Origin of the sequence: Rhodococcus sp. WS1, assembly GCF_003797745.1 — a bacterium.
GTDB lineage: Bacteria > Actinomycetota > Actinomycetes > Mycobacteriales > Mycobacteriaceae > Rhodococcus_F > Rhodococcus_F erythropolis.
Genome location: NZ_RKLZ01000001.1, coordinates 1,049,393 through 1,069,134 on the forward strand (window position 1 = coordinate 1,049,393; position 19,742 = coordinate 1,069,134).

Sequence of the window (19,742 nt, forward strand, 5' to 3'; positions counted from 1 at the left end):
TCCTGGTTGACGTGCAAACTATGCACAAGCCTATCGGTGTACCAGGCTATCGGTTAGACGCCCTCTCCCGCCCGCCCCTCTACTGCGCGACCCTCTCGCGCCACGTCGATGAATGGCCCGAGCAATGTGCCCAGATCCTCCGCCACCGAAACCTCGGACTCCGGCGGCATCGAAATGTAGCTGAGCCCGAGACGCGCAATCGCCCTGGCCAGAATCCCGGCATCGGCGGGTGACGCCTGAATCCACCCTCGCTGGAAGCTCTCCGCAAGCCGCGACGACGCGCGTTCGATGATGACCGCGCTGTCAGTGGTGATCAGGCGAAGAAGGTCCGGCTTGGCCTCACCGGTGAGCAGAGAGATCACCAACGGGTCGGTTGCGCTGGAGGCGAAAAACGATCCGAAGCCCGCCGTCAATGCCTCGACTGCACGTCCGTCGTTCGCCACCATGGCCTCGTCCACCGCATCGACGAATCCGTCGGCAAGGCGAAGCGCGTATGCCTCGGCAAGCCCTTGCCTCGAACCGAACTCGTTGTAGAGCGTCTGACGACTCACACCGGCATGCTTGGCCAGAACTGTCAGCGTCACCTCGGACCAGTCACGCTCGGTCAACAACTCACGCATCGAATCGAGCACCGACGTACGCAGCAGCAGGCGCGACGCTTCTTTCTGCGGCAGACGAGTTGGCGTCGAAGTCATGGTGACGACACTACCGCCGCACCTAGGTCCGTTCGACGCCGACGCATCTCACCGCCGCTCGACCTCAACCATGAAGAAGTCGCTCTTCGCCGCGCCGCAGTCCGGGCAACTCCAGTCTTCGGGAATGTCGTCCCAGCGAGTGCCCGGTTCGATACCGTCCTCCGGCCAGCCGACTGCCTCGTCGTACTCGAATCCGCATTGCGCGCACTGATACAGCTTGTAGTCGTTCATGATTCACTCCCCGCCGTCGCCGGCATCGGTTCGAAGTCGAGCTTCTCCCGGACGCCGCAGTCCGGGCAGCACCAGTCGTCCGGCACGGCATCCCACGGCGTTCCTGCCGGAAACCCTTCTCGTGGTGCACCCTTCGACTCGTCGTAGACGTATTCACATACCGGGCATCGGTAGCTGCTCATCACGCTGCTCCGTATCGGGCGAGAATGCGATCACGCTTGGACGGCTGAACGTTGACTCGGGTGATGTCACCGCCGTAGTGGGCAAGGACCTTGGGATCCATGACTTTTCGCCACAGCGGCGGAACGTAGGCGAGCATGATCATGCTCGCGTACCCACTGGGCAGGTTGGGTGCACCGTCCATGCTTCGAAGCGTCTGATAACGACGTGTCGGGTTCGCATGATGGTCACTGTGACGCTGGAGGTGATACAGGAAGATGTTGGTGCAGATGTGATCGCTGTTCCAACTGTGCTCCGGTGCGGCGCGCTCGTACCGCCCACTGTCCAGACGGCGACGCTTCAGTCCGTAATGTTCGAGGTAGTTGACGGTTTCGAGCAGGCAGAATCCGAAGACGGCCTGCAGCACCAGGAACGGCAGCACCGAGAGCCCGAAGACGGCGACGAGGACACCGAAGAGTACGACGGACATCAACCACGAATGCAGGACGTCGTTGCGAATTGTCCACGGCTTCTTACCCAGTCGATCGAGCCTGGCTTTTTCCAGGGACCACGACGAGCGCAGAGATCCCCACACACTGCGCGGCAGGAAGGTCCAGAAGCTCTCGCCGAAGCGAGACGACGCCGGATCCTCGGGCGTGGCGACCCGCACGTGGTGTCCACGATTGTGCTCGATGTAGAAGTGGCCGTAAAACGACTGAGCCAGAGTGATCTTCGACAACCAGCGCTCGAGATCGTCCTTCTTGTGACCTAGTTCGTGTGCGGTGTTGATCCCGATTCCTGCGACGCAACCGATACTGATCGCCAGACCGATCTTGGAGATCAGCCCCAGCCCCCCGTCGATTCCGAGCCAGGACAGGTCGGTCGCCGACCAGAGATAGCAGGCCAGGACCAGGCTGGCCAACTGGAACGGTATGTAGATGTAGGTGCAGTACCGGTAGTATTTGTCGTTCTCGAGGCGCTCCATCACCTCGTCCGGCGGATTCTCGCCGTCCGGACCGAAGAAGATGTCGAGGATCGGGAGCAGGATGTAGACGAGCAACGGCCCGATCCACCACCACACCGGCGAGACCGCGTTCCACCCGAGACTGTTGAACAACGCGACCAATCCGACGGCAATGAAGACCGCCGTCGGCGGCACCAGGCCGAGCAGCCAAAGATATCTCTTCTTGTCACGCCACTGCTCGGGCGGGAGTGTCTGCCCGGACTGCGAGTTCACGTGCGTCGACACGGTCTACCTCCTCGATTCGGACCGACTCGACAACTGTGAGTCAGTTCACCCTGAGATAGACAGTACTACGCTATTTGTACAAGTGATAGACAAATCATAATCTTTGTACATTTACTCGATTTCGCCGCGTTCACGCTTCCCGATCAACGAATGCTGCCTGCTGTAGGCGAAGTAGATGACAACACCGAGGGCCATCCAGACCACGAACCTCATCCAGGTCTCCACCGACAGGTTGAACATCAACCAGAGACACGCGAGGACAGCCAGGATCGGGATCAGCGGGACCAGCGGCACCCTGAACCCGCGGGGTAGGTCCGGCCGCGTCCGACGAAGCACGAGAACCCCCAACGACACGAGAACAAACGCGAACAACGTGCCGATATTGACCATTTCCTCGAGGGTGCCGATCGGGAACACTCCGGCGAGCACCGCGACCACAACGCCGACCAAGATCGTGATCCGCACGGGAGTTCCGTGCTTGCCGGTCGGCGCCAGGCGTCGCGGCATCAGACCGTCGCGTGCCATCGCGAAGAGCACCCTGGTCTGCCCGAGCATCAGCACCATCACCACGGTCGTGAGACCGGCCAACGCGCCGAACGAGATGACGTTTTTCGCCCACGTGATGTCGTGGAAGGCGAATGCCGTTGCCAGGTTGGAAGTATCGCCCTCGAGTTCGGTGTACTTCACCATCCCGGTCAACACGAGTGTCACTGCCACGTACAGAACCGTGACGATCAAGAGCGAGCCCAGGATGCCGCGTGGCAACGCCTTCTGCGGCTCCTTCGCCTCCTCCGCAGTCGTGGCGACGACGTCGAAGCCGATGAACGCGAAGAACACCAGACTGGCTGCCGCGAGCAATCCGTACCACCCGAATGTGCTGCCACCGGCCCCGGTCACGTACGAGAACAACGACTGGTGGATGCCCTCTCCCGTCGAGCCCGGCTCCGACGGCGGAATGTACGGCGAGTAGTTGTCGGTGTCGATGTAGAACAGACCGACGATGATCACCAGCAACACCACCGCGACCTTGATCGCCGTGATCACCAGTGACACCCTCGAAGAGAGTTTTGTGCCGGTCGCGAGCAGGATCGTGATGACGGCGATCACCAGCACCGCACCCCAGTCGAACGAGATCGGCCCCAACTCGACGATCGGGCTGCGTGAACCCATCACTTCGCCGAGGTACAGCGACCAGCCTTTTGCCACCACCGAAGACGCCAAAGCGAATTCGAGGATGAGGTCCCAGCCGATGATCCAGGCGACGAATTCACCGAACGTCGCGTACGAGAACGTGTACGCGCTACCGGCGACCGGGACCGTCGACGCGAACTCGGCGTAACACAGCGCTGCCAGTCCGCAGGCGATTGCCGCGATGACAAAAGCCAGCGAAACCGACGGCCCGGCGACGTTTCCCGCCGTCCGAGCCGTGAGTGTGAAGATGCCCGCACCGATGACCACTGCGACACCGAACACCGTGAGATCCCACGAGTTCAGCTCTTTCCGGAGTTTGGTCTCCGGCTCGTCGGTGTCCTTGATGGACTGCTCGATCGATTTGGTTCGAAACAGCTTCGACCGTCCAGATCCGGCCTGCTCGTCCTTGACAGCCATTGCCGCCTCCTTGCTGGGGACCAGCAGGTCCCACCATGGGCAAGTAGAGAGATGGCATCAGCCTAAGCCCGCAGGCGCGGCTTTGTTCAGGGTTTGTCGGGAGCCTGTAGATCTGTTTCAGGGCGATCTCCTGCGCTGAGACGATCCAGGTCCGGCTCGAGGTAGATCACCCGCGCCGCAGGCACTGCAGCGCGCACGCGAGACTCGGCCTCGTCGATCGCCGTCGCCACATCCGAGATCGTCGATCCGACCGGCACCGCAACCTTGGCAGCAACAAGGATCTCCTCGGGACCGAGGTACTGCGTCTTGCAATGAATGACGCGTTCGATACGAGTTCCGTCGACCAGTGCGTTGAGGATCAGTTCGGTCTCCACCGCCGTTGCGCCCTCACCGATCAGCAGCGACTGCATTTCGATGATCAGAATGACCGCGATGATGCCGAGCAGGACACCGATGCACAGAGTTCCGATGCCGTCGAAGACCGGATTTCCGGTCACCATCGTGAGACCGACGCCGCCGAGTGCAAGGACGAGACCGATCAATGCGCCGGTGTCCTCGAGCAGCACAACCGGGAGTTCCGGGCTACGAGAGGTTCGGATGAAGTTCCACCACGACGCATTTCCCTTGAGCGGTCGTGATTCCTTCGCTGCGGTCCGGAAGCTGTAGCCCTCCAGGCAGATCGCGATGAACAGGATCGCGATTGCCACGAAAGCCGAATTGAGTTCTTCCGGATGCTGAATCTTGTGAATACCTTCGTAGATCGCGAACAGCGAACCGAGGGTGAAGAGCACCAGTGCAACGACGAACGAATAGAAGTACCGGTTGCGCCCGTAACCGAACGGGTGCAGTTGATCTGCCTCACGTTCTGCCTTCTTCTGCCCCAAGAGCAGCAAACCCTGATTGGACGTGTCTGCCACCGAGTGCACCGATTCGGCGAGCATCGACGACGATCCGGTGATCAAGAATCCGGCGAACTTGGCTACGGCAATTCCGGCATTGGCTCCGAGGGCCGCCAGAATTGCCTTCTTGCCACCATGAGCCGACACAATGTCTCCTCGCTATCGACCGAGATTCCTATCGACCGACCACTGCACTGAAAACCTGCGCAGTCGGGGTTCGTGTGGTCAGGTGTACTACGGGCTCGTCGGCAGCAATCCACGCGGCTCGGCCCCGATCGAGGTCGAGAGTGTCGGCACCGCACGTCGCAGTGACCGCGCCGTCGGTGCAGATCAGGATCCGCGGGCCGCCGGCTTCGACAACGAGGTCGGTGGCATTCGAGTCGAACTCCAGACGCGTCAAACGAAATTCAGGTGCGGGCGTGACGTACTCGTATCTGCCTGACCCTGACTGACCTGATCCTGGCGACGGGGCCGGATCGAGCACTTCGATATCGGCCCCGACGAAGTCCAGAACCCTCAACAGTTCGGGCACGTCGACGTGTTTGGGCGTCAGCCCGCCGCGCAGCACGTTGTCGGAGTTGGCCATGATCTCGACCGCGAGTCCATGGAGATACGCGTGGAGATTTCCCGCAGCGAGAAACAGCCCTTGGCCGGGCTCGAGTGTGACGCGGTTGAGCAGTAGTGCCGCCAGAACGCCGGCGTCGCCGGGGTACGCCTCGCTCAATTCCAGCGCGGTGCGGATCTCGGTCACGAATTCGGCGTCGTGGTGCGCGACGTAGGTGATGCACCCGGCAAGCACGGCAGGGAGCAACGTCCCGAGCACCGTGGACGGCAGCGTGATCCATGTCGTGAACAACGCCCGGAGTCCGTCGGAATCGGGTTGGCCTTCGAGCAGACCGATGTACGGCTCCAACTCGTCGACGGCCAGAGCGCGCAGCAGTTTGACAGTCCGCGTCGGCTCGCGGAATCCGGCAAGCGCTTCGAATCTGCTCAGCGCGACAACAAGTTCGGGCTTGTGGCTGCCGTCCTTGTAGTTGCGAATCGGCGATTCCATGGGAACGCCGAGTGCGTTCTCACGACGAAAACCCTCGTCGGCTTGAACGGCACTGGGATGCGCCTGAAGCGACAGCGGTTCTTCCGCCGCAAGCAACTTGAGCAGGAATGGGAGTCGCTCACCGAATGCATCGAGGTTCTCACGGCCGAGTTCACGCTCGGGTTCGCGGTGCAGGACCTCGAGCAACGACTCGCTTCCGGATTCGGTGATCACGCGCGCCGGGTCCCCCGGGTGGGCGCCCAACCACAACTCCGCTTCGGGATGATTCGACGGGGTCGCAAGACCGCGTAGTTCGGCAATTGCCGTTCGCGAGCCCCACGCGTAAGAACGAAGTGCACCTTCGAGTTCACGCACTTACTTCGCACCACCCGTCAACTGCACGTACGCCGCGGCCATGTCTACTCGAGACGCCAACACGAATACCTGCTCCATCTCCGATATCACCACGTTGGTCTGGTCTTCGTCTGCCGCCACCACCAGATCGGCGTCGGCCAGTGCGTCCATCCGGCGCCTCGCCTCCCCGCGCGTGGATTCCGTCGCGAAGACGAACGCCCGCGCCGGTGGGGTCGGCAATGCGCCGTCGAGTTGCGGATCGTGAAAGAACGGGTCGTGGAACACCGAATCACGCGAAGCTGCGTCCGGCGCGAACAGCGCCCGCGCCGAACGAATCACCTCCGACATCTCGGCGGCAGCGGCATTCAGGCCCGAGCTCATCAGCGAAACGCTCGAGAACTCTGCGAGTGCTGTTGTCACGGAACCACTCCCACACAGCACGACCCGTCGGCCGCTCATTCTGGTTGCCAACGACTTGGCCGGGTTGTGGAATACCTCGTTGACCGGCCCGTCCCGCAGCGCCTCCGCATCAACGGCGTCGGCGATTCGACCGAGCACCGCCGAACGGTCCTCGATCGATCCCTTGCCCTCGATTTCGGCGGCAACCGCGAGGAAGACGGCGAGGAACCGCGTCATCGTGTGCCTCGGCGAGGCGTAGAGCCGCGGCGGCAACGACATGGTGCGCCCGGCCGCCACAGCCCGCATGGGCCCCTCGTCCGGAACGGCGACAACAACTTCGGCGCCACGGCGAACTGCACTGTCGACGGATTCGACCAGGCGCGGATCACCGGCATCGTCACCGGCAACGACGATCACGTCCAACGGTCCGGCCCACGACGGCGTCCGGTCGAGTACGAGGAGCGGACAACCGATCGAATCTCCGACGAGAGCAAGCGCGATCCTGGCTCCGTGCCGAGCGCCACCGGCACCGGCAATCAGCACGACGCTGCGCGGGCGCAGGCCGGCCAGCCGAGAGATCACACCCTCGCCGACGGCCGATGCGGTGGCCCGAATCTGTGCGCCCCCCATGGCCACAGACCGCAGTAACCCTTCCGAATCGGCAGCCGACAAACCCTCGCTGTCGTCGAGGTCGAGAAGCGGCATCGGCGCTGTCATCTCACCGCACCCCCTTCTCCGTTAGCAGTTCCCGCACCATCCAGCATTCCAGCTCTACGCGGTCCGTGGTGGCAAAGCCCTCGTTCCCGAGGCAGTCGTTCCCGAAATAGTCCCCCAACTATCCCAGGGCTTCGGCTCACCGACAAACCGATCAGACTCGGATTCAAGCCCGGACGATCGCCAGAATTTCGTTCACCAATGCGTCGACATCGGCGGACGTGGGTGCTTCGACGTTGAGTCTCAGCAAAGGCTCGGTGTTGGACGCGCGCAAGTTGAACCAGGCATTTCCCTCGAGACTGACCGTGACACCGTCGAGGCGATCCACCGAGTCGGTGCGGTCCGCGAATGCTGCCAGCACAGCGGCGGTGCGATCGGCCGCATCAGCCACCGTGGAGTTGATCTCGCCCGACGCCGCGTAGCGGGTGTACTCCGCCATCAACTCGGAGAGCGGACGGTCCTGCTCGCCCAGTGCGGCGAGTACGTGCAACGCCGCGAGCATGCCGGAGTCGGCGCCCCAGAAGTCGCGGAAGTAGTAGTGAGCTGAGTGCTCGCCGCCGAAGACGGCACCGGTCTCGGCCATCTCCTGCTTGATGAACGAGTGGCCGACTCGGGTACGGATCGCGACGCCGCCGAGTTCTTCGACCAGTTCGGGCACTGCCCGCGACGTGATCAGATTGTGGATGATCGACGCGCCCGGTTCCTTCGCGAGTTCGCGCTTGGCGACAAGTGCCGTCACCGCGGACGGAGAGACGGGGTCGCCCTTCTCGTCGACGACGAAGCAACGGTCCGCGTCACCGTCGAAAGCCAAGCCGATGTCTGCTCCGGTTTCACGCACGTAGGCCTGCAGATCGACGAGGTTGGCCGGATCGAGCGGATTGGCTTCGTGGTTGGGGAACGTGCCGTCGAGCTCGAAGTAGAGCGGGAGGACTTCGAGAGGCATCGGCCCGAATACGGCCGGCGCGGTATGGCCGCCCATGCCGTTTCCTGCATCGACTGCGACCTTCATCGGGCGCAACGCAGCCAGGTCGACCAATCCGCGGAGGTAGCTCGCATATTCCTCGAGGACGTCCTTCGTGCTGGCGGTACCTGCCGGTCCGTCGTACGCGGGAACACCCGAGACGACCTCGGCGGAGATGACTGCCAGGCCGGTGTCCTGACCGACGGGCTTGGCGCCGGCCCGGCACATCTTGATGCCGTTGTACTTGGCCGGATTGTGGCTCGCCGTGAACATCGCGCCCGGGCAGTTCAGCAAACCGGATGCAAAGTAGAGCTCGTCGGTCGACGCCAATCCGATGTAGACGACGTCGAGTCCTTGAGCGAGCACGCCGTCACCGAAAGCAGAAGACAGTGTGGGCGACGATGCACGCATGTCGTAGCCGATCACAACCGTCGTGGCAGCGCCGGCCTCGTCACGGACCAGACGGGCGAACGACGCTCCCACGTCGCGGACAAAATCTTCGTCGATCTGCTCACCGACCACGCCGCGCACGTCGTACGCCTTGATGATTGCAGCAACCGACTCGGCTGTTCGCCCCACTGAAAACTCTCCTTGTGCATGCACCCTCACAGACGGGAACGTCCGGGCGCATGGCGTCCGGAGATTCGCAGTACTCGGGTGTGGAAGTACTCGGTCGAGCCTAGCGTCTGCGGCGACGAATCTCGCGTCAGTTGGATGGGTCGGGCAGTACGCGGAGGTGTCCACGACGCCCTGTACGGGCAGTACTCGGAGCCGCGGGACGTATGTCCTCATCTGCGTCGACGTTGGACTTGTTGCGATCTCCGAGACCGGCTTCACGTACAGCTTCGGCCAAAGCGGTCAGATCGTCTTCGTCGGGAGTGCTCGACGCGAATCCGCCTTCGTGACGGACGAGTTCCCAGCCCTTGGGGGCGGTGATTCGAGAGCCGTGAGTGTCACACAAATCCCATGAATGGGGCTCGGCGACGGTTGCCAGCGGCCCGACAACCGCAGTGGAGTCCGAGTAGACATACGTAAGCGTCGCGACGGCGGGGTTCTTGCACCCGGGGCGGCAGCAGCGACGCAGAGATCTCACAGGTACGGAGCCTAGCCCTCCCCACGTCCGGAACCTACTCGGACACACCGAGCAGTTTCTTCTGTCGTAATCTGGGCGCCATGCCACAAGCCCGCCGCCGACGCTCGGTCACCACTCGTTCCATCGAGCGACACGGCCGTGGCCTGCGCGGACCACTACTTCCCCCGGAGGTGCCGGCCAGGCGTACCCGGGCCGAGAAGTTCGATCTCCTGGTGCTCGACGCCTTCTCGCCCGTCGACCTCGCGTGGCACGACCGGTTGACGAAACTCGACATCGCGGTGGACGAAGTTCCGAAGATTCACGCGCACGATCCGGAGTCCGTCACATGGCCGCCGGAGGTCATCGCAGACGGCCCGGTTCCACTGTCACGACTGATACCCGCCGGAATCGACCGTCACGGAAATACGACTCGCGCAAGAATTGTGCTGTTTCGCCGCCCGTTGGAGCAGCGCGCGAAGGATCCGGAAGAACTCACGGATCTGGTGCACGACGTGTTGGTCCATCAAGTCGGCACGTATCTGGGCGTCGACCCACAGGTCATCGACCCCACACTGCCCGACGAGGACTGATACTGCCCGACGAGGACTGACGCACCGTCAGACGAAAAAACTGATGTCACACGAAGAAGTAAATCCACACGAAGAACAAAACAGTCGTTGCTTGACCTGCAATTCCCCGTTGCAGGTCAGACTTTCGAAGACCGCCCGTCAGCCCCGACGCTGACAGAACCGATTCAGCAGCAGATCAGATGATCCCCCGCTTGAGTCGCCGACGCTCGCGCTCGGACAACCCTCCCCAGATTCCGAACCGTTCGTCGTTCGCGAGCGCGTACTCGAGGCACTCGTCACGAACTTCACAACCGAGGCAGATCCGTTTTGCTTCCCTCGTCGATCCACCCTTTTCAGGGAAGAACGCTTCGGGATCGGTCTGCGCGCAGAGAGCACGCTCCTGCCACTGATCCTCGATGGTGTCGAACAATTCTTCGAAGCCGGTGACGAGACTCAGCACTGGCCGAGTACTCATACCGTCGAACTCACTGCTGCAGGCACCTTCTGCTGCGCCTGCTCGGGAATCGGTCTGCGGTTCGTCGCTTACTGTCATTGCGAGAGAACTGATCTCGACATTTTCATTGGGCATCGTTCCGCCTCCTCACCTGTAATAGCGCAGAATTTTCACTCCATCTTCAACCCCACCCCGTCGACCGTTCGAAACTGTGTTCGAAACCGGCCCCGCTGCAAGTGAACTCACAAGTAGCGGTTGGAATGACACATTTGAGATTACACACGTCCAGCGTGTCGCGGTCAAGCTAAACGAGATGAATCCATTAGTATTCCGGCCCCCAATTGACGGGACCTTCTGCCCGCCAGACACGACGACGCGCCGACCGCCTAGGCTCTGTTGTCGTGAACGTGACTGTATTGGTTGGCGGCGTCGGCGGGGCCCGTTTCCTTCAAGGTGTGCAAAATGCGCTCGGAATCGCCGGTGGTGAATCCCTCGAGAAATACGAAGGCCCACATCGCATCACGGCCGTCGTCAACGTCGGAGACGACGTCTGGATGCACGGTCTGCGGATCTGCCCCGATCTGGACACTTGTATGTACACACTCGGCGGCGGTATCGACACCGAACGCGGGTGGGGGCACGCCGGCGAAACCTGGAATGCGAAAGAAGAACTCGCGGCATACGGAGCGAAGCCGGACTGGTTCGGCCTCGGAGATCGCGATATCGCAACGCATTTGATTCGCAGCCAGATGCTCCGCACGGGATATCCGTTGTCCGCGATCACCGAAGCATTGTGCAATCGCTGGAATCCGGGTGTCGCACTGCTTCCCGTGAGCGACGACCGCAGCGAAACACACGTTGTGATCACCGATCCGGAAGACGGTGAACAGAAGGCGATTCATTTCCAGGAGTGGTGGGTACGCCATCGAGCACAGGTGGAAACTCACAGCTTCGCTCACGTCGGCGCCGAGCAGGCCAAGCCCGCGCCGGGGGTGGTCGAGGCGATCGACGGTGCCGACATCGTGCTGATCGCACCGTCCAATCCCGTCGTGAGCGTCGGCGCGATCCTCGCGGTGCCCGGCATTCGCGGAGCCCTGCGGACCACCGCGGCCAAGGTTGTCGGCCTCTCCCCCGTCATCGGTGGAAAACCGTTGCGCGGCATGGCTGACGAGTGCCTCGAAGTGATCGGGGTCGAGACTACTTCCGAGGCGATCGGTCGCCACTACGGAGCTCGCTCGATCAACGGCATTCTCGACGGCTGGCTCGTCGACGAAGGTGACACGGCCGACATCGACGGGGTGGACGTGCGAAGCATCCCACTTTTGATGACGTCCCCCGAAGAGACCGCAAAAATGGTTCGAACGGCTTTCGAGATCGCCGGAGTCGAACTGTGACCGAGCCCGGAACCGAAGCAAGCCGCGACAGAAATCACTCTCCCGGCGATCACTCCCCCGGCGCCGCAATCGAAGTCATTCCCGTGCTCGGCCTTCCCGAGTTCCGGCCCGGAGACGACTTGGCCGCCGCTGTCGTCGACGCGACACCGTGGCTCGAGAACGGCGACGTCGTTGTCGTCACGAGCAAGGTGTTCTCAAAAGTCGAGGGTCGCATCGTTTCCTCGCCGACCGATCCGGAAGAGCGCGACGCAGCACGACGCCTCCTGGTGGATCAGGAAGCCGTCCGCGTCGTGGCCCGCAAGGGCCGCACTCTGATCACCGAGAACAAACTCGGCATCGTGCAGGCCGCATCGGGCATCGACGGCTCCAACGTCGACGGTGCCGAACTCGCCCTGCTCCCCGTGGATCCCGATGCGAGCGCAGCGGGGCTGCGTGCCCGAATCCTCGAGAGCACGGGCAAGTCCGTCGCCGTCGTCGTGACCGACACGATGGGTCGTGCGTGGCGCAATGGGCAGACCGATGCCGCGATCGGTTCCTCCGGCATTCCGGTCCTGCACGGCTACCTCGGGGCACAGGACAGCCAGGGCAACGATCTGATCGTCACCGAGATCGCGATCGCGGACGAGATCGCCGCTGCGGGCGATCTGGTCAAGGGCAAGCTCGGCGGCGTTCCCGTCGCCGTCGTGCGAGGACTCCGATTCGAGGACGACGGTTCGAGTGGCCAGGATCTGATCCGTCGCGGCCCGGACGATCTGTTCTGGCTGGGAACCGAGGAGGCTACGGCGATGGGCCGCGGCCAGGCGCTGCTGTTGCGTCGGTCGGTTCGGCAGTTCGCAGGTGATCCCGTCGACGCGGAGATCATTCGCAGCTCGATCGCCGAGGCACTCACCGCTCCAGCACCCCACCACACGAGGCCTGTTCGATTCGTGTGGCTGCGGACCGCGTCGGTCCGCACGTCGCTCCTCGAGCAGATGCGTGAGAAGTGGGCCGCCGATCTGCGTGCGGACGGTCGTAGCGACGAATCCGTCGACGCGCGGGTTGCCCGCGGAAACATCCTGTTCGATGCCCCCGAGGTCGTCATTCCCTTCTGCGTGCCCGACGGCGCACACAGTTATCCGGATGCCCGACGTACCGCGGCGGAGTCCACGATGTTCACCGTCGCTGCCGGCGCGGCAGTGCAGGGACTGCTGGTCTCGCTGGCCACACGCGGCGTGGGAAGCTGCTGGATCGGATCGACGATCTTCGCCGCCGACCTCGTACGCGAACAACTCGATCTCCCGGCCGATTGGCAGCCACTCGGCGCAGTCGCAATCGGGTACCCCCTCGAACCACTGACTCCGCGCACGGTCTCCGCCCCCGGGGACGCGTTGGTGGAGCTGTAGGTCATGTCAGCCGAATCGCTGCACGCCTCCGCCAAGGGCGTCCTGGAGGGCTGGTCGACGTCCTCCGAAGCGGACGAGTCACTGCGGCACACGATGCTCGCGTTCCTCGATTCGGCTCCGGACGGCTGCCTTCGTCACCATGCCCCAGGACACATCACCGCGTCGTCTCTGGTTCTCGACGAGAGTGGCTGCCATGTCTTACTGACCCTGCATCCCAAGGTGGGCAGGTGGATTCAGCTCGGAGGTCACTGCGAGCCCGACGACGAGACGGTAGTCGATGCGGCATTGCGGGAGGCTCGTGAGGAGTCCGGAATTCACGACGTTCGGATAGACGCGGACCTACTCTCCGCCCACACACATCCGATCACGTGCTCACTCGGGGTCCCGACCAGACATCTCGATCTACGGTTTCTTGTTGTGGCGCCGGACAATTCACATATCGTCCGCAGCGCGGAGTCCACCGACCTCCGGTGGTGGCCGGTGGACGCGCTACCGCCGACTGCCGAACGCGAGACCATCGACCACCTGGTAGCGCTCGCCCATCAGCGCAAGAATCAGGACTGAATCGGAGACAGCTCGGGCTGCTTGGCGCTCACGCCGTCGCCCGAAGATGTTCCCTTCACGCGCCGAGCTACCCACGGCACCAAGAACTCTCGCGCCCATTGACGATCCTCGCGACGAGTTTCCGCTTTCGTGAGAACCGGCGCAGGCCCGAGGTCGGGCGCGATCAATCCGTGTTCGACGCCCAGTACGTCGAGCACCCGCGTCGCCATGTTCTCGTGCCCGGCGGGCGACATGTGGAGGCGATCCCAGTCCCACATCCGTAGGTCCTGATATTCGGAGAATCGCCAGAAGTCGACGAGGGTCGCGCCGTGGCGGTCCGCTACCTCGCGAACAAGCTCGTTGTAAATCGCCAGGCGTCCGCGGAGCTTGCCGAAGAAGGCGGACCATCCGGTGTCGTATGCGGTGAACATGAGAACCTGCGCACCGGAAGCAGTGAGCTGGCCGATTGCCGAATCGTAGCGGGCGACCATCGCGTCGATGTCGAGCTTCGGACGCATCATGTCGTTTCCGCCGGCGTAGATGGTCACCAGATCGGGCTTCAACGCCAGAGCGGGTTCCAACTGCTCGTCGATGATCGGTCCGAGTAGGCGACCACGAATCGCCAGGTTGGCGTAGCGGAACTCGGGGTTGTTCACCGCCAGCTGCTCGGCCACTCGGTCTGCCCACCCGCGCAGACCGTTGGGGAATCGTTCGTCGGCGTCGCCGACGCCCTCGGTGAACGAGTCACCGAGGGCAACGTAACGGCTCGGAAGAGAAGTCATACCCGCCAGTATTCCAGTAGGTCAGCTAACGATCACACATCTGTGCTGAAGCGCACGCCACCGTCCGGCAGCGTCACCCCCGGCCACACACGTGCGCCGCGCAACAATTCGCACCGCGCACCGATGTCCGCGCCGTCTCCGATGACGGCGTCGCGGACCAGTGCTCGTGGTCCGATACGGACGCCGAATCCGAGGATCGATCGTTCGACTACCGCACCGGCTTCCACAACGGCGCCGTCGAAGAGAATCGCACCGTCGAGGCGCGCACCTGCGCCGACTTCTGCGCCACGGCCGACAACCGTGCCGCCGATCAGGACGGCGCCAGGCGCAATTCCCGCCCCGGGGTGAACGAGCGACTCGCCGCGCGGACCTTCGAGAGCCGGCGAAGGCGCGATGCCTCGCACCAGGTCGGCGGAACCGCGAACGAAGTCCTCGGGGGTTCCCATGTCACGCCAGTACGACGAGTCGACGTGGCCGAACACCCGCTTGCCCTCGGCCAGGAGATTCGGGAACACCTCGCGCTCGACCGATACCGGTCGTCCCTCCGGGATCTGTTCGATGATCTCGCGCTTGAAGACGTAGCAGCCGGCGTTGATCTGATCCGTCGGCGGATCCTGGGTCTTCTCCAGGAATGCCGAGACTCGTCCGTCCTCGTCGGTCGGAACACAACCGAATGCACGCGGGTCTCCCACACGAACCAGGTGAAGTGTCACGTCGGCGTCCGTCTTCTCGTGGGTCTCGAGAATGGCGTTCAGGTCGGTGCCACCGAGCACGTCACCGTTGAACACCATGACGTTGTCGCCGCGCAACTTCGGGAGTACGTTGCGGATTCCACCACCGGTGCCCAGCGGCTCGGTCTCGAAGACGTAGTCGATCTCGAGCCCCATCTTGGAGCCGTCGCCGAAGTAGTCCTCGAATACCTCTGCCTTGAAAGATGTTCCGAGCACCACGTGCTTGATACCGGCAGCCTCGATCCTGGCAAGCAGATGCGTCAGGAACGGAAGGCCGGCGGTCGGAAGCATCGGCTTGGGCGCCGACAGCGTCAACGGACGCAGCCGAGTGCCCTTGCCGCCTACCAGGATTACGGCGTCGGTCGGATTCGGATCGGACATCATTTTCCCCCGTGGTTCGAAACTGATGGGTTGTCGGTCGAGTCGTCGGTGCGAGCGCGCTCGCGTACAGCAGAAGCTACGGCGATCTTGGACCGCACGGCCAGGCCACCGCGCAAGGCAAGTCGCAGCGGAGCCTGCCACCAGTGCGGATGACGATCAGCTTGGAACTGGTAAGCGCTGCGATGATGGGCGGGCAGCATCAGTTCCGGATGCCGGCCTGCCGCATGGCCTTTGGCATGGGTCACGACAGCGGAGGGAACAAAGACGTTGAGCCACCCGGCTTTTCCGAGGCGATCACCGAAATCGACGTCCTCCATGTACATGAAGTATCGCGAGTCGAAGCCGGAGATGGCATCGAAGGCATCACGTCGTACCAACAGGCACGACCCGGAAAGCCAACCGACGGAGCGCTCGGTGACGGCCTCGTTCTCCTGACGGTAACGAGCAGTCCACGGGTTCTTCGGCCACACGGTGCCGAGCAACGCGTGCCCGACCCCCGAGGTGATGTCGGGCACCGTTCGTGCCGACGGATAGACACTTCCGTCCGGTTCGAGGACCTTCGGCCCCAGTGCACCGGCCCTTGGCCACCGATTTGCCGCAGCGACCAATTCGTCGAGTGAACCGGGTGCCCATTGGACGTCAGGATTGGAAATCACGACAAATTCGATCGACGAATCGATCTCCGCCACAGCCCGATTTATCGCTCCGCCGTAGCCGATGTTTCCCCCTGTACGAAGCAGACGAACATGCTCGTACTTGGCATCCGCCGCCTCCGGCGCACCATCGGTCGACCCGTTGTCGGCCATGATGACCTGGGGTTTTTCTGTCGTCGCCGCGGCGAGCGTGCTCAAGAAATTCTCGAGATGCTCGCCTGGGGAGTACGTCACCGTTACCACGGCCAGCTTGGGACTCACGCCGGTCAGCCTAGCCGCCCACGGGCACTGCCCCGAACAATGCTCACGCCAGAGCGGCGTGCAGAGCCTCTCGCCACGGACGCAGCGGCGTCATTCCCGCGGTAACCCACGCGCGCTCGGACAAAACCGAATATGCCGGGCGGGGCGCAGGGCGCACGAAGTCCGCGCTGCTGCACGGGCGCACCCGCGCCGGGTCTGCTCCGATCTCCTCGAACACCGCTCGCGCCAACTCGTACCAACTGGCTTGCCCGCCGTTGGTCAGGTGGAACGTCGACGCACTCGTGAAGTCCCGCAGCGCAAGTTCGACGATGCCGCCGGCCAGATCGACGCTGTACGTGGGTGACCCGATCTGGTCGTCCACGACGTTCACGAATTCTCGTTCGGCTTCGAGCCTGCGCATCGTGGCGACAAAATCCGTACCGACACCCGAATACACCCACGCGGTACGGACAACGGCCACGTCGGCGCCCGACTCTCGTACTGCGATCTCGCCGTCCAGCTTGGTTCGGCCGTAGACCGTCGCGGGACCGGTCGGTGCATCGACGTCGTATGGAGTGCTCGCGTCACCCGGAAAGACGTAGTCCGTCGAAACGTGGATCAACCGCGAACCGGCCCGCGCACACGCTCGCGCGAGATTCAGCGGTCCGATCTCGTTGACCGCCCTCGCTGCCTCCTGGTCGGTCTCGGCGGCGTCGACCGCCGTGTACGCAGCGCAGTTGATCAGCACCGAATCGGGCGAGACGAAGTCGTCGACCGCGCGGCTGTCTGTGATGTCGAGCTCGCGGGAACCGACGGCCGTCACAGTGTGACCCGCCGACGTTGCGAGAGCATCGATACGTGTTCCGAGCTGCCCTCGGGCGCCGGTGAGCAGGATATTCGTCACATGGTTGAGTCTGGCACGCCGCGTCGAGGTACCCGCGGCCGAGCATCGGACCAGTAACCTGAAGGGGTGTCCCACCAGCAACCGCAGCGCCGCGCGCGTCCACGACCTGCGCCGATTCGGACCAAGACGAGCCCGGCTCGCATAGCGGTCGCGGTGCTCTCCGTGCTCGTACTGCTGGTCACCGGGTTCGCATGGCGAGGTGTGGACTCGTTGAGAAACAGCCTTGCCACTGCAAGCGGACTCGGCCTCGGTGGGGGCAAGGACGGAGCCATCGACATTCTGATGGTGGGAACCGACAGTCGCACCGACGCACACGGCAACCCGCTTTCACAAAGCGAGCTCGACTCGTTGCGCGCTGGTGAGGAAGTTGCGTCCAACACCGACACCATCATCTTGATCCGCGTCCCCAACGACGGCAGTTCGGCAACCGCGATCTCGATTCCCCGAGACGCGTACGTCAACGTCCCCGGTATCGGTATGTCGAAGATCAACGCCGCGTTCGGTGCCACCAAGGAAACCGAGCGACTGAAGTTGGTCAACAACGGGTCGTCCGACAGCGACGCAGACAAGAAGTCGACGGAAGCCGGCCGGACCGCGCTCATCGGAGCGGTAGGAAATCTGACCGGCATCACCGTCGATCACTACGCCGAAGTCGGTCTACTCGGATTCGTCCTGCTGACCAACGCAGTGGGCGGAGTCGACGTCTGCCTCAACGCGCCAGTCGACGAACCGATGTCCGGAGCCAACTTCGCAGCCGGGAAACAGACACTCGACGGCGCCGACGCGCTGAGCTTCGTGCGACAACGACACGACCTTCCTCGCGGCGACCTGGACCGGATCGTGCGCCAGCAGGTGTTCATGGCGTCCCTCGTCAGTAAGGTACTCAGCGCAAAAACCCTCAGTGACCCGGGCAAGCTCAGTCAGTTGACCTCGGCCGTTCAGCGTTCCGTCGTCATCGACGACGACTGGGACATCATCGAATTCGCCAAGCAGTTGCAGAATCTGGCCGGCGGAAAGGTGCAATTCGAGACCATTCCCGTTCTCGACATCAACGGCATGACCGATTACGGCGAGTCCATCGTCAAGGTCGATCCCAAGGCCGTCAAGAAGTACATCGCCGGATTGGTCGGCGCCGACAGCGAGGACTCGGAGGAGACCTCCGAGGCACCGACCACCGTGAATGCGTCCTCGATCACGGTCGACGTCGCTAACGCCAGCGACATCGCGGGGTTGGCCAGCGGGGTTTCCGAGGCGTTGAGTGCCCTCGGGTACAAGCAGGGTCAGGTCGGCAACAACACCGGCTCCGACGTCTCCGAATCGACGGTGTTCGCAAAGTCCGCGGACGACGACGCTGCACTCGCGGTGGCCGAGGCACTCGGCGGTCTGACGGTCAAGGCGGATTCGTCATTGTCCTCGGGCAAGGTTCGGGTTGTCATTGCCGAGGACTACAGCGGACCGCAATCCGCGGACGCGGTATCCCCGTCCGAAGGCGCAGCGACCACGACTGAATCGGCGAGCACCACCGAGACCAGCCCAACCCCGGCACCGCCCGGTCCCCCGATCGATGCAGCCTCCAACGGTCCCCGCTGTGTTAACTGAACGGCTGCGTAAGCTGATTACGTGCCTTCGCCTGTAGACAACCTGACCGACGCCCTCCTCGGACCGATCCTGGCTGCCGACCCGGCCGGCCCTCGCGTGACCTACTACGACGACGCCACCGGCGAGCGCATCGAATTGTCTGCGAGCACTCTGGCCAACTGGGCGGCAAAGACAGCGAACATGGTTCGGGACGAGTTCGCCCTCGAGCCCGGTGGCAAAGTTGCCGTGCTGCTTCCCGCACACTGGCAGAGCGTCGCCGTCTTGCTGGGTGTGTGGTGGGCAGGCGGTGAGGTCGTCCTCTCCCCCGACGCCGACGCCGAACTGGCTTTTGTCACTGCCGACCGCCTGGACGATGTTGCGGACGTACCGGAAGTAGCCGCACTCTCACTCGACGCGTTCGGCAAAGGTTTGAGCGATCTTCCGCTCGGCGTCGCCGACTACGCAACCTCCATTCGTGTCCACGGCGACCAGTTCCGTAGCGCCGGAGCCGGTTCGGCGCTGGAAGGCCGGTCCGTAGCGGACACGATCGACGCCGCACGGGCATCGTCGAAGAACGTCGAATTGGCGTCGACGGATCGTGTCCTCTCCAGCCGCACGTGGGACACGGCAGACGAATTGATCGACGGGCTTCTGGCCGTTCTCGCCGCGGGCGCCTCACTCGTGCAGGTAGCCCACCCGGACGCGGAAGCTACCGCGCGCCGAGTGGGCACCGAGAAGGTCACGAAGCAGTTCTGAA

General features: G+C 63.2%; 21 protein-coding genes. 6 read left to right on the forward strand and 15 right to left on the reverse strand.

The genetic code is table 11. From position 1 onward, the window contains the following. Positions 1 to 53 precede the first annotated feature (53 nt). The 10 genes from EEB12_RS04815 to EEB12_RS04860 all read right to left on the reverse strand — a co-directional run bounded on the left by EEB12_RS04815 (position 54) and on the right by EEB12_RS04860 (position 9,395). On the reverse strand, positions 54 to 695 hold the full coding sequence (locus tag EEB12_RS04815) for a TetR family transcriptional regulator (RefSeq protein ID WP_021332563.1): 642 nt from the start codon (positions 693 to 695) through the stop codon (positions 54 to 56). Between the two features lie 48 nt (positions 696 to 743). Further along, complete coding sequence (locus EEB12_RS04820; protein ID WP_003940894.1) at positions 744 to 926, reverse strand: rubredoxin; 183 nt, start codon at positions 924 to 926, stop codon at positions 744 to 746. Beyond that, the gene (locus EEB12_RS04825; RefSeq protein WP_003940827.1) at positions 923 to 1,108 is read right to left on the reverse strand and encodes a rubredoxin; all 186 of its coding nucleotides are present in this window, start codon (positions 1,106 to 1,108) and stop codon (positions 923 to 925) included. The genes EEB12_RS04820 and EEB12_RS04825 overlap by 4 nt, the downstream gene beginning before the upstream one ends. After that, positions 1,108 to 2,334: an alkane 1-monooxygenase gene (locus EEB12_RS04830; protein WP_020907102.1), complete on the reverse strand. Its 1,227-nt coding sequence runs from the start codon at positions 2,332 to 2,334 to the stop codon at positions 1,108 to 1,110. The genes EEB12_RS04825 and EEB12_RS04830 overlap by 1 nt, the downstream gene beginning before the upstream one ends. Before the next feature lie 111 nt (positions 2,335 to 2,445). Beyond that, positions 2,446 to 3,942: an amino acid permease gene (locus tag EEB12_RS04835; protein WP_019747776.1), complete on the reverse strand. Its 1,497-nt coding sequence runs from the start codon at positions 3,940 to 3,942 to the stop codon at positions 2,446 to 2,448. Positions 3,943 to 4,028: 86 nt separating this feature from the next. Next, on the reverse strand, positions 4,029 to 4,988 hold the full coding sequence (locus EEB12_RS04840) for a cation diffusion facilitator family transporter (RefSeq protein ID WP_019747775.1): 960 nt from the start codon (positions 4,986 to 4,988) through the stop codon (positions 4,029 to 4,031). Between the two features lie 28 nt (positions 4,989 to 5,016). Beyond that, positions 5,017 to 6,249 (reverse strand): mannose-6-phosphate isomerase, class I, encoded by a 1,233-nt coding sequence (manA, locus tag EEB12_RS04845; RefSeq protein ID WP_113683006.1) that lies wholly within the window; start codon positions 6,247 to 6,249, stop codon positions 5,017 to 5,019. Next, complete coding sequence (locus EEB12_RS04850; protein WP_141487456.1) at positions 6,250 to 7,344, reverse strand: tobH protein; 1,095 nt, start codon at positions 7,342 to 7,344, stop codon at positions 6,250 to 6,252. It lies immediately after the preceding gene. Between the two features lie 163 nt (positions 7,345 to 7,507). Then, on the reverse strand, positions 7,508 to 8,881 hold the full coding sequence (locus tag EEB12_RS04855) for a phosphomannomutase/phosphoglucomutase (RefSeq protein WP_020907099.1): 1,374 nt from the start codon (positions 8,879 to 8,881) through the stop codon (positions 7,508 to 7,510). 127 nt (positions 8,882 to 9,008) lie between these two features. Next, on the reverse strand, positions 9,009 to 9,395 hold the full coding sequence (locus EEB12_RS04860; protein WP_020969213.1) for a DUF3499 domain-containing protein: 387 nt from the start codon (positions 9,393 to 9,395) through the stop codon (positions 9,009 to 9,011). Between the two features lie 80 nt (positions 9,396 to 9,475). Between EEB12_RS04860 and EEB12_RS04865 the strand changes: the two genes are divergently transcribed. Continuing rightward, positions 9,476 to 9,964: a metallopeptidase family protein gene (locus EEB12_RS04865; RefSeq protein WP_003940797.1), complete on the forward strand. Its 489-nt coding sequence runs from the start codon at positions 9,476 to 9,478 to the stop codon at positions 9,962 to 9,964. Positions 9,965 to 10,139: 175 nt separating this feature from the next. Here EEB12_RS04865 and EEB12_RS04870 read toward each other — a convergent pair whose 3' ends face one another. After that, positions 10,140 to 10,418, reverse strand: coding sequence for a WhiB family transcriptional regulator (locus EEB12_RS04870; RefSeq protein WP_020907098.1), 279 nt, complete (start codon positions 10,416 to 10,418; stop codon positions 10,140 to 10,142). 380 nt (positions 10,419 to 10,798) lie between these two features. Between EEB12_RS04870 and cofD the strand changes: the two genes are divergently transcribed. The 3 genes from cofD to EEB12_RS04885 are packed head-to-tail and all read left to right on the forward strand — an operon-like array spanning position 10,799 to position 13,737. Beyond that, entirely contained in the window at positions 10,799 to 11,791 is a 993-nt protein-coding gene (gene cofD, locus EEB12_RS04875) for a 2-phospho-L-lactate transferase (protein WP_003940958.1), read from the forward strand. Beyond that, entirely contained in the window at positions 11,788 to 13,173 is a 1,386-nt protein-coding gene (locus tag EEB12_RS04880; protein WP_070386883.1) for a coenzyme F420-0:L-glutamate ligase, read from the forward strand. The genes cofD and EEB12_RS04880 overlap by 4 nt, the downstream gene beginning before the upstream one ends. Positions 13,174 to 13,176: 3 nt before the next feature. Next, entirely contained in the window at positions 13,177 to 13,737 is a 561-nt protein-coding gene (locus EEB12_RS04885; RefSeq protein WP_141487457.1) for an NUDIX hydrolase, read from the forward strand. Here EEB12_RS04885 and EEB12_RS04890 read toward each other — a convergent pair. The 4 genes from EEB12_RS04890 to rfbD are packed head-to-tail and all read right to left on the reverse strand — an operon-like array spanning position 13,728 to position 17,407. Next, a complete protein-coding gene (locus tag EEB12_RS04890; RefSeq protein WP_019747767.1) occupies positions 13,728 to 14,498 on the reverse strand; it encodes an SGNH/GDSL hydrolase family protein in 771 nt (256 codons plus the stop codon). The two genes, EEB12_RS04885 and EEB12_RS04890, sit on opposite strands and share 10 nt — an antisense overlap. Positions 14,499 to 14,530: 32 nt before the next feature. After that, on the reverse strand, positions 14,531 to 15,613 hold the full coding sequence (locus EEB12_RS04895; protein ID WP_019747766.1) for a sugar phosphate nucleotidyltransferase: 1,083 nt from the start codon (positions 15,611 to 15,613) through the stop codon (positions 14,531 to 14,533). Further along, complete coding sequence (locus tag EEB12_RS04900; protein WP_019747765.1) at positions 15,610 to 16,524, reverse strand: glycosyltransferase family 2 protein; 915 nt, start codon at positions 16,522 to 16,524, stop codon at positions 15,610 to 15,612. The genes EEB12_RS04895 and EEB12_RS04900 overlap by 4 nt, the downstream gene beginning before the upstream one ends. Positions 16,525 to 16,567: 43 nt before the next feature. Then, positions 16,568 to 17,407, reverse strand: a complete 840-nt coding sequence (rfbD, locus tag EEB12_RS04905; RefSeq protein WP_141487458.1) for a dTDP-4-dehydrorhamnose reductase — start codon at positions 17,405 to 17,407, stop codon at positions 16,568 to 16,570. A gap of 114 nt (positions 17,408 to 17,521) precedes the next feature. Here rfbD and EEB12_RS04910 point away from each other — a divergent pair, with 114 nt between their 5' ends. Both EEB12_RS04910 and EEB12_RS04915 read left to right on the forward strand, forming a co-directional pair. Continuing rightward, positions 17,522 to 19,006 (forward strand): LCP family protein, encoded by a 1,485-nt coding sequence (locus EEB12_RS04910; protein ID WP_141487866.1) that lies wholly within the window; start codon positions 17,522 to 17,524, stop codon positions 19,004 to 19,006. Positions 19,007 to 19,027: 21 nt separating this feature from the next. Then, positions 19,028 to 19,741, forward strand: coding sequence for a TIGR03089 family protein (locus EEB12_RS04915; RefSeq protein ID WP_019747762.1), 714 nt, complete (start codon positions 19,028 to 19,030; stop codon positions 19,739 to 19,741). The last annotated feature ends 1 nt before the right edge of the window (position 19,742 follow it).

Bases quoted from the DNA above. Each gene is read 5' to 3' on its own strand.
- EEB12_RS04885 (WP_141487457.1), top strand. From the start codon at position 13,177: ATGTCAGCCGAATCGCTGCACGCCTCCGCCAAGGGCGTCCTGGAGGGC.
- EEB12_RS04870 (WP_020907098.1), bottom strand. From the start codon at position 10,418: ATGAGTACTCGGCCAGTGCTGAGTCTCGTCACCGGCTTCGAAGAATTG.
- EEB12_RS04820 (WP_003940894.1), bottom strand. From the start codon at position 926: ATGAACGACTACAAGCTGTATCAGTGCGCGCAATGCGGATTCGAGTAC.
- EEB12_RS04890 (WP_019747767.1), bottom strand. From the start codon at position 14,498: ATGACTTCTCTTCCGAGCCGTTACGTTGCCCTCGGTGACTCGTTCACC.
- EEB12_RS04835 (WP_019747776.1), bottom strand. From the start codon at position 3,942: ATGGCTGTCAAGGACGAGCAGGCCGGATCTGGACGGTCGAAGCTGTTT.
- EEB12_RS04850 (WP_141487456.1), bottom strand. From the start codon at position 7,344: ATGACAGCGCCGATGCCGCTTCTCGACCTCGACGACAGCGAGGGTTTG.
- EEB12_RS04815 (WP_021332563.1), bottom strand. From the start codon at position 695: ATGACTTCGACGCCAACTCGTCTGCCGCAGAAAGAAGCGTCGCGCCTG.
- EEB12_RS04825 (WP_003940827.1), bottom strand. From the start codon at position 1,108: ATGAGCAGCTACCGATGCCCGGTATGTGAATACGTCTACGACGAGTCG.
- EEB12_RS04895 (WP_019747766.1), bottom strand. From the start codon at position 15,613: ATGATGTCCGATCCGAATCCGACCGACGCCGTAATCCTGGTAGGCGGC.
- EEB12_RS04865 (WP_003940797.1), top strand. From the start codon at position 9,476: ATGCCACAAGCCCGCCGCCGACGCTCGGTCACCACTCGTTCCATCGAG.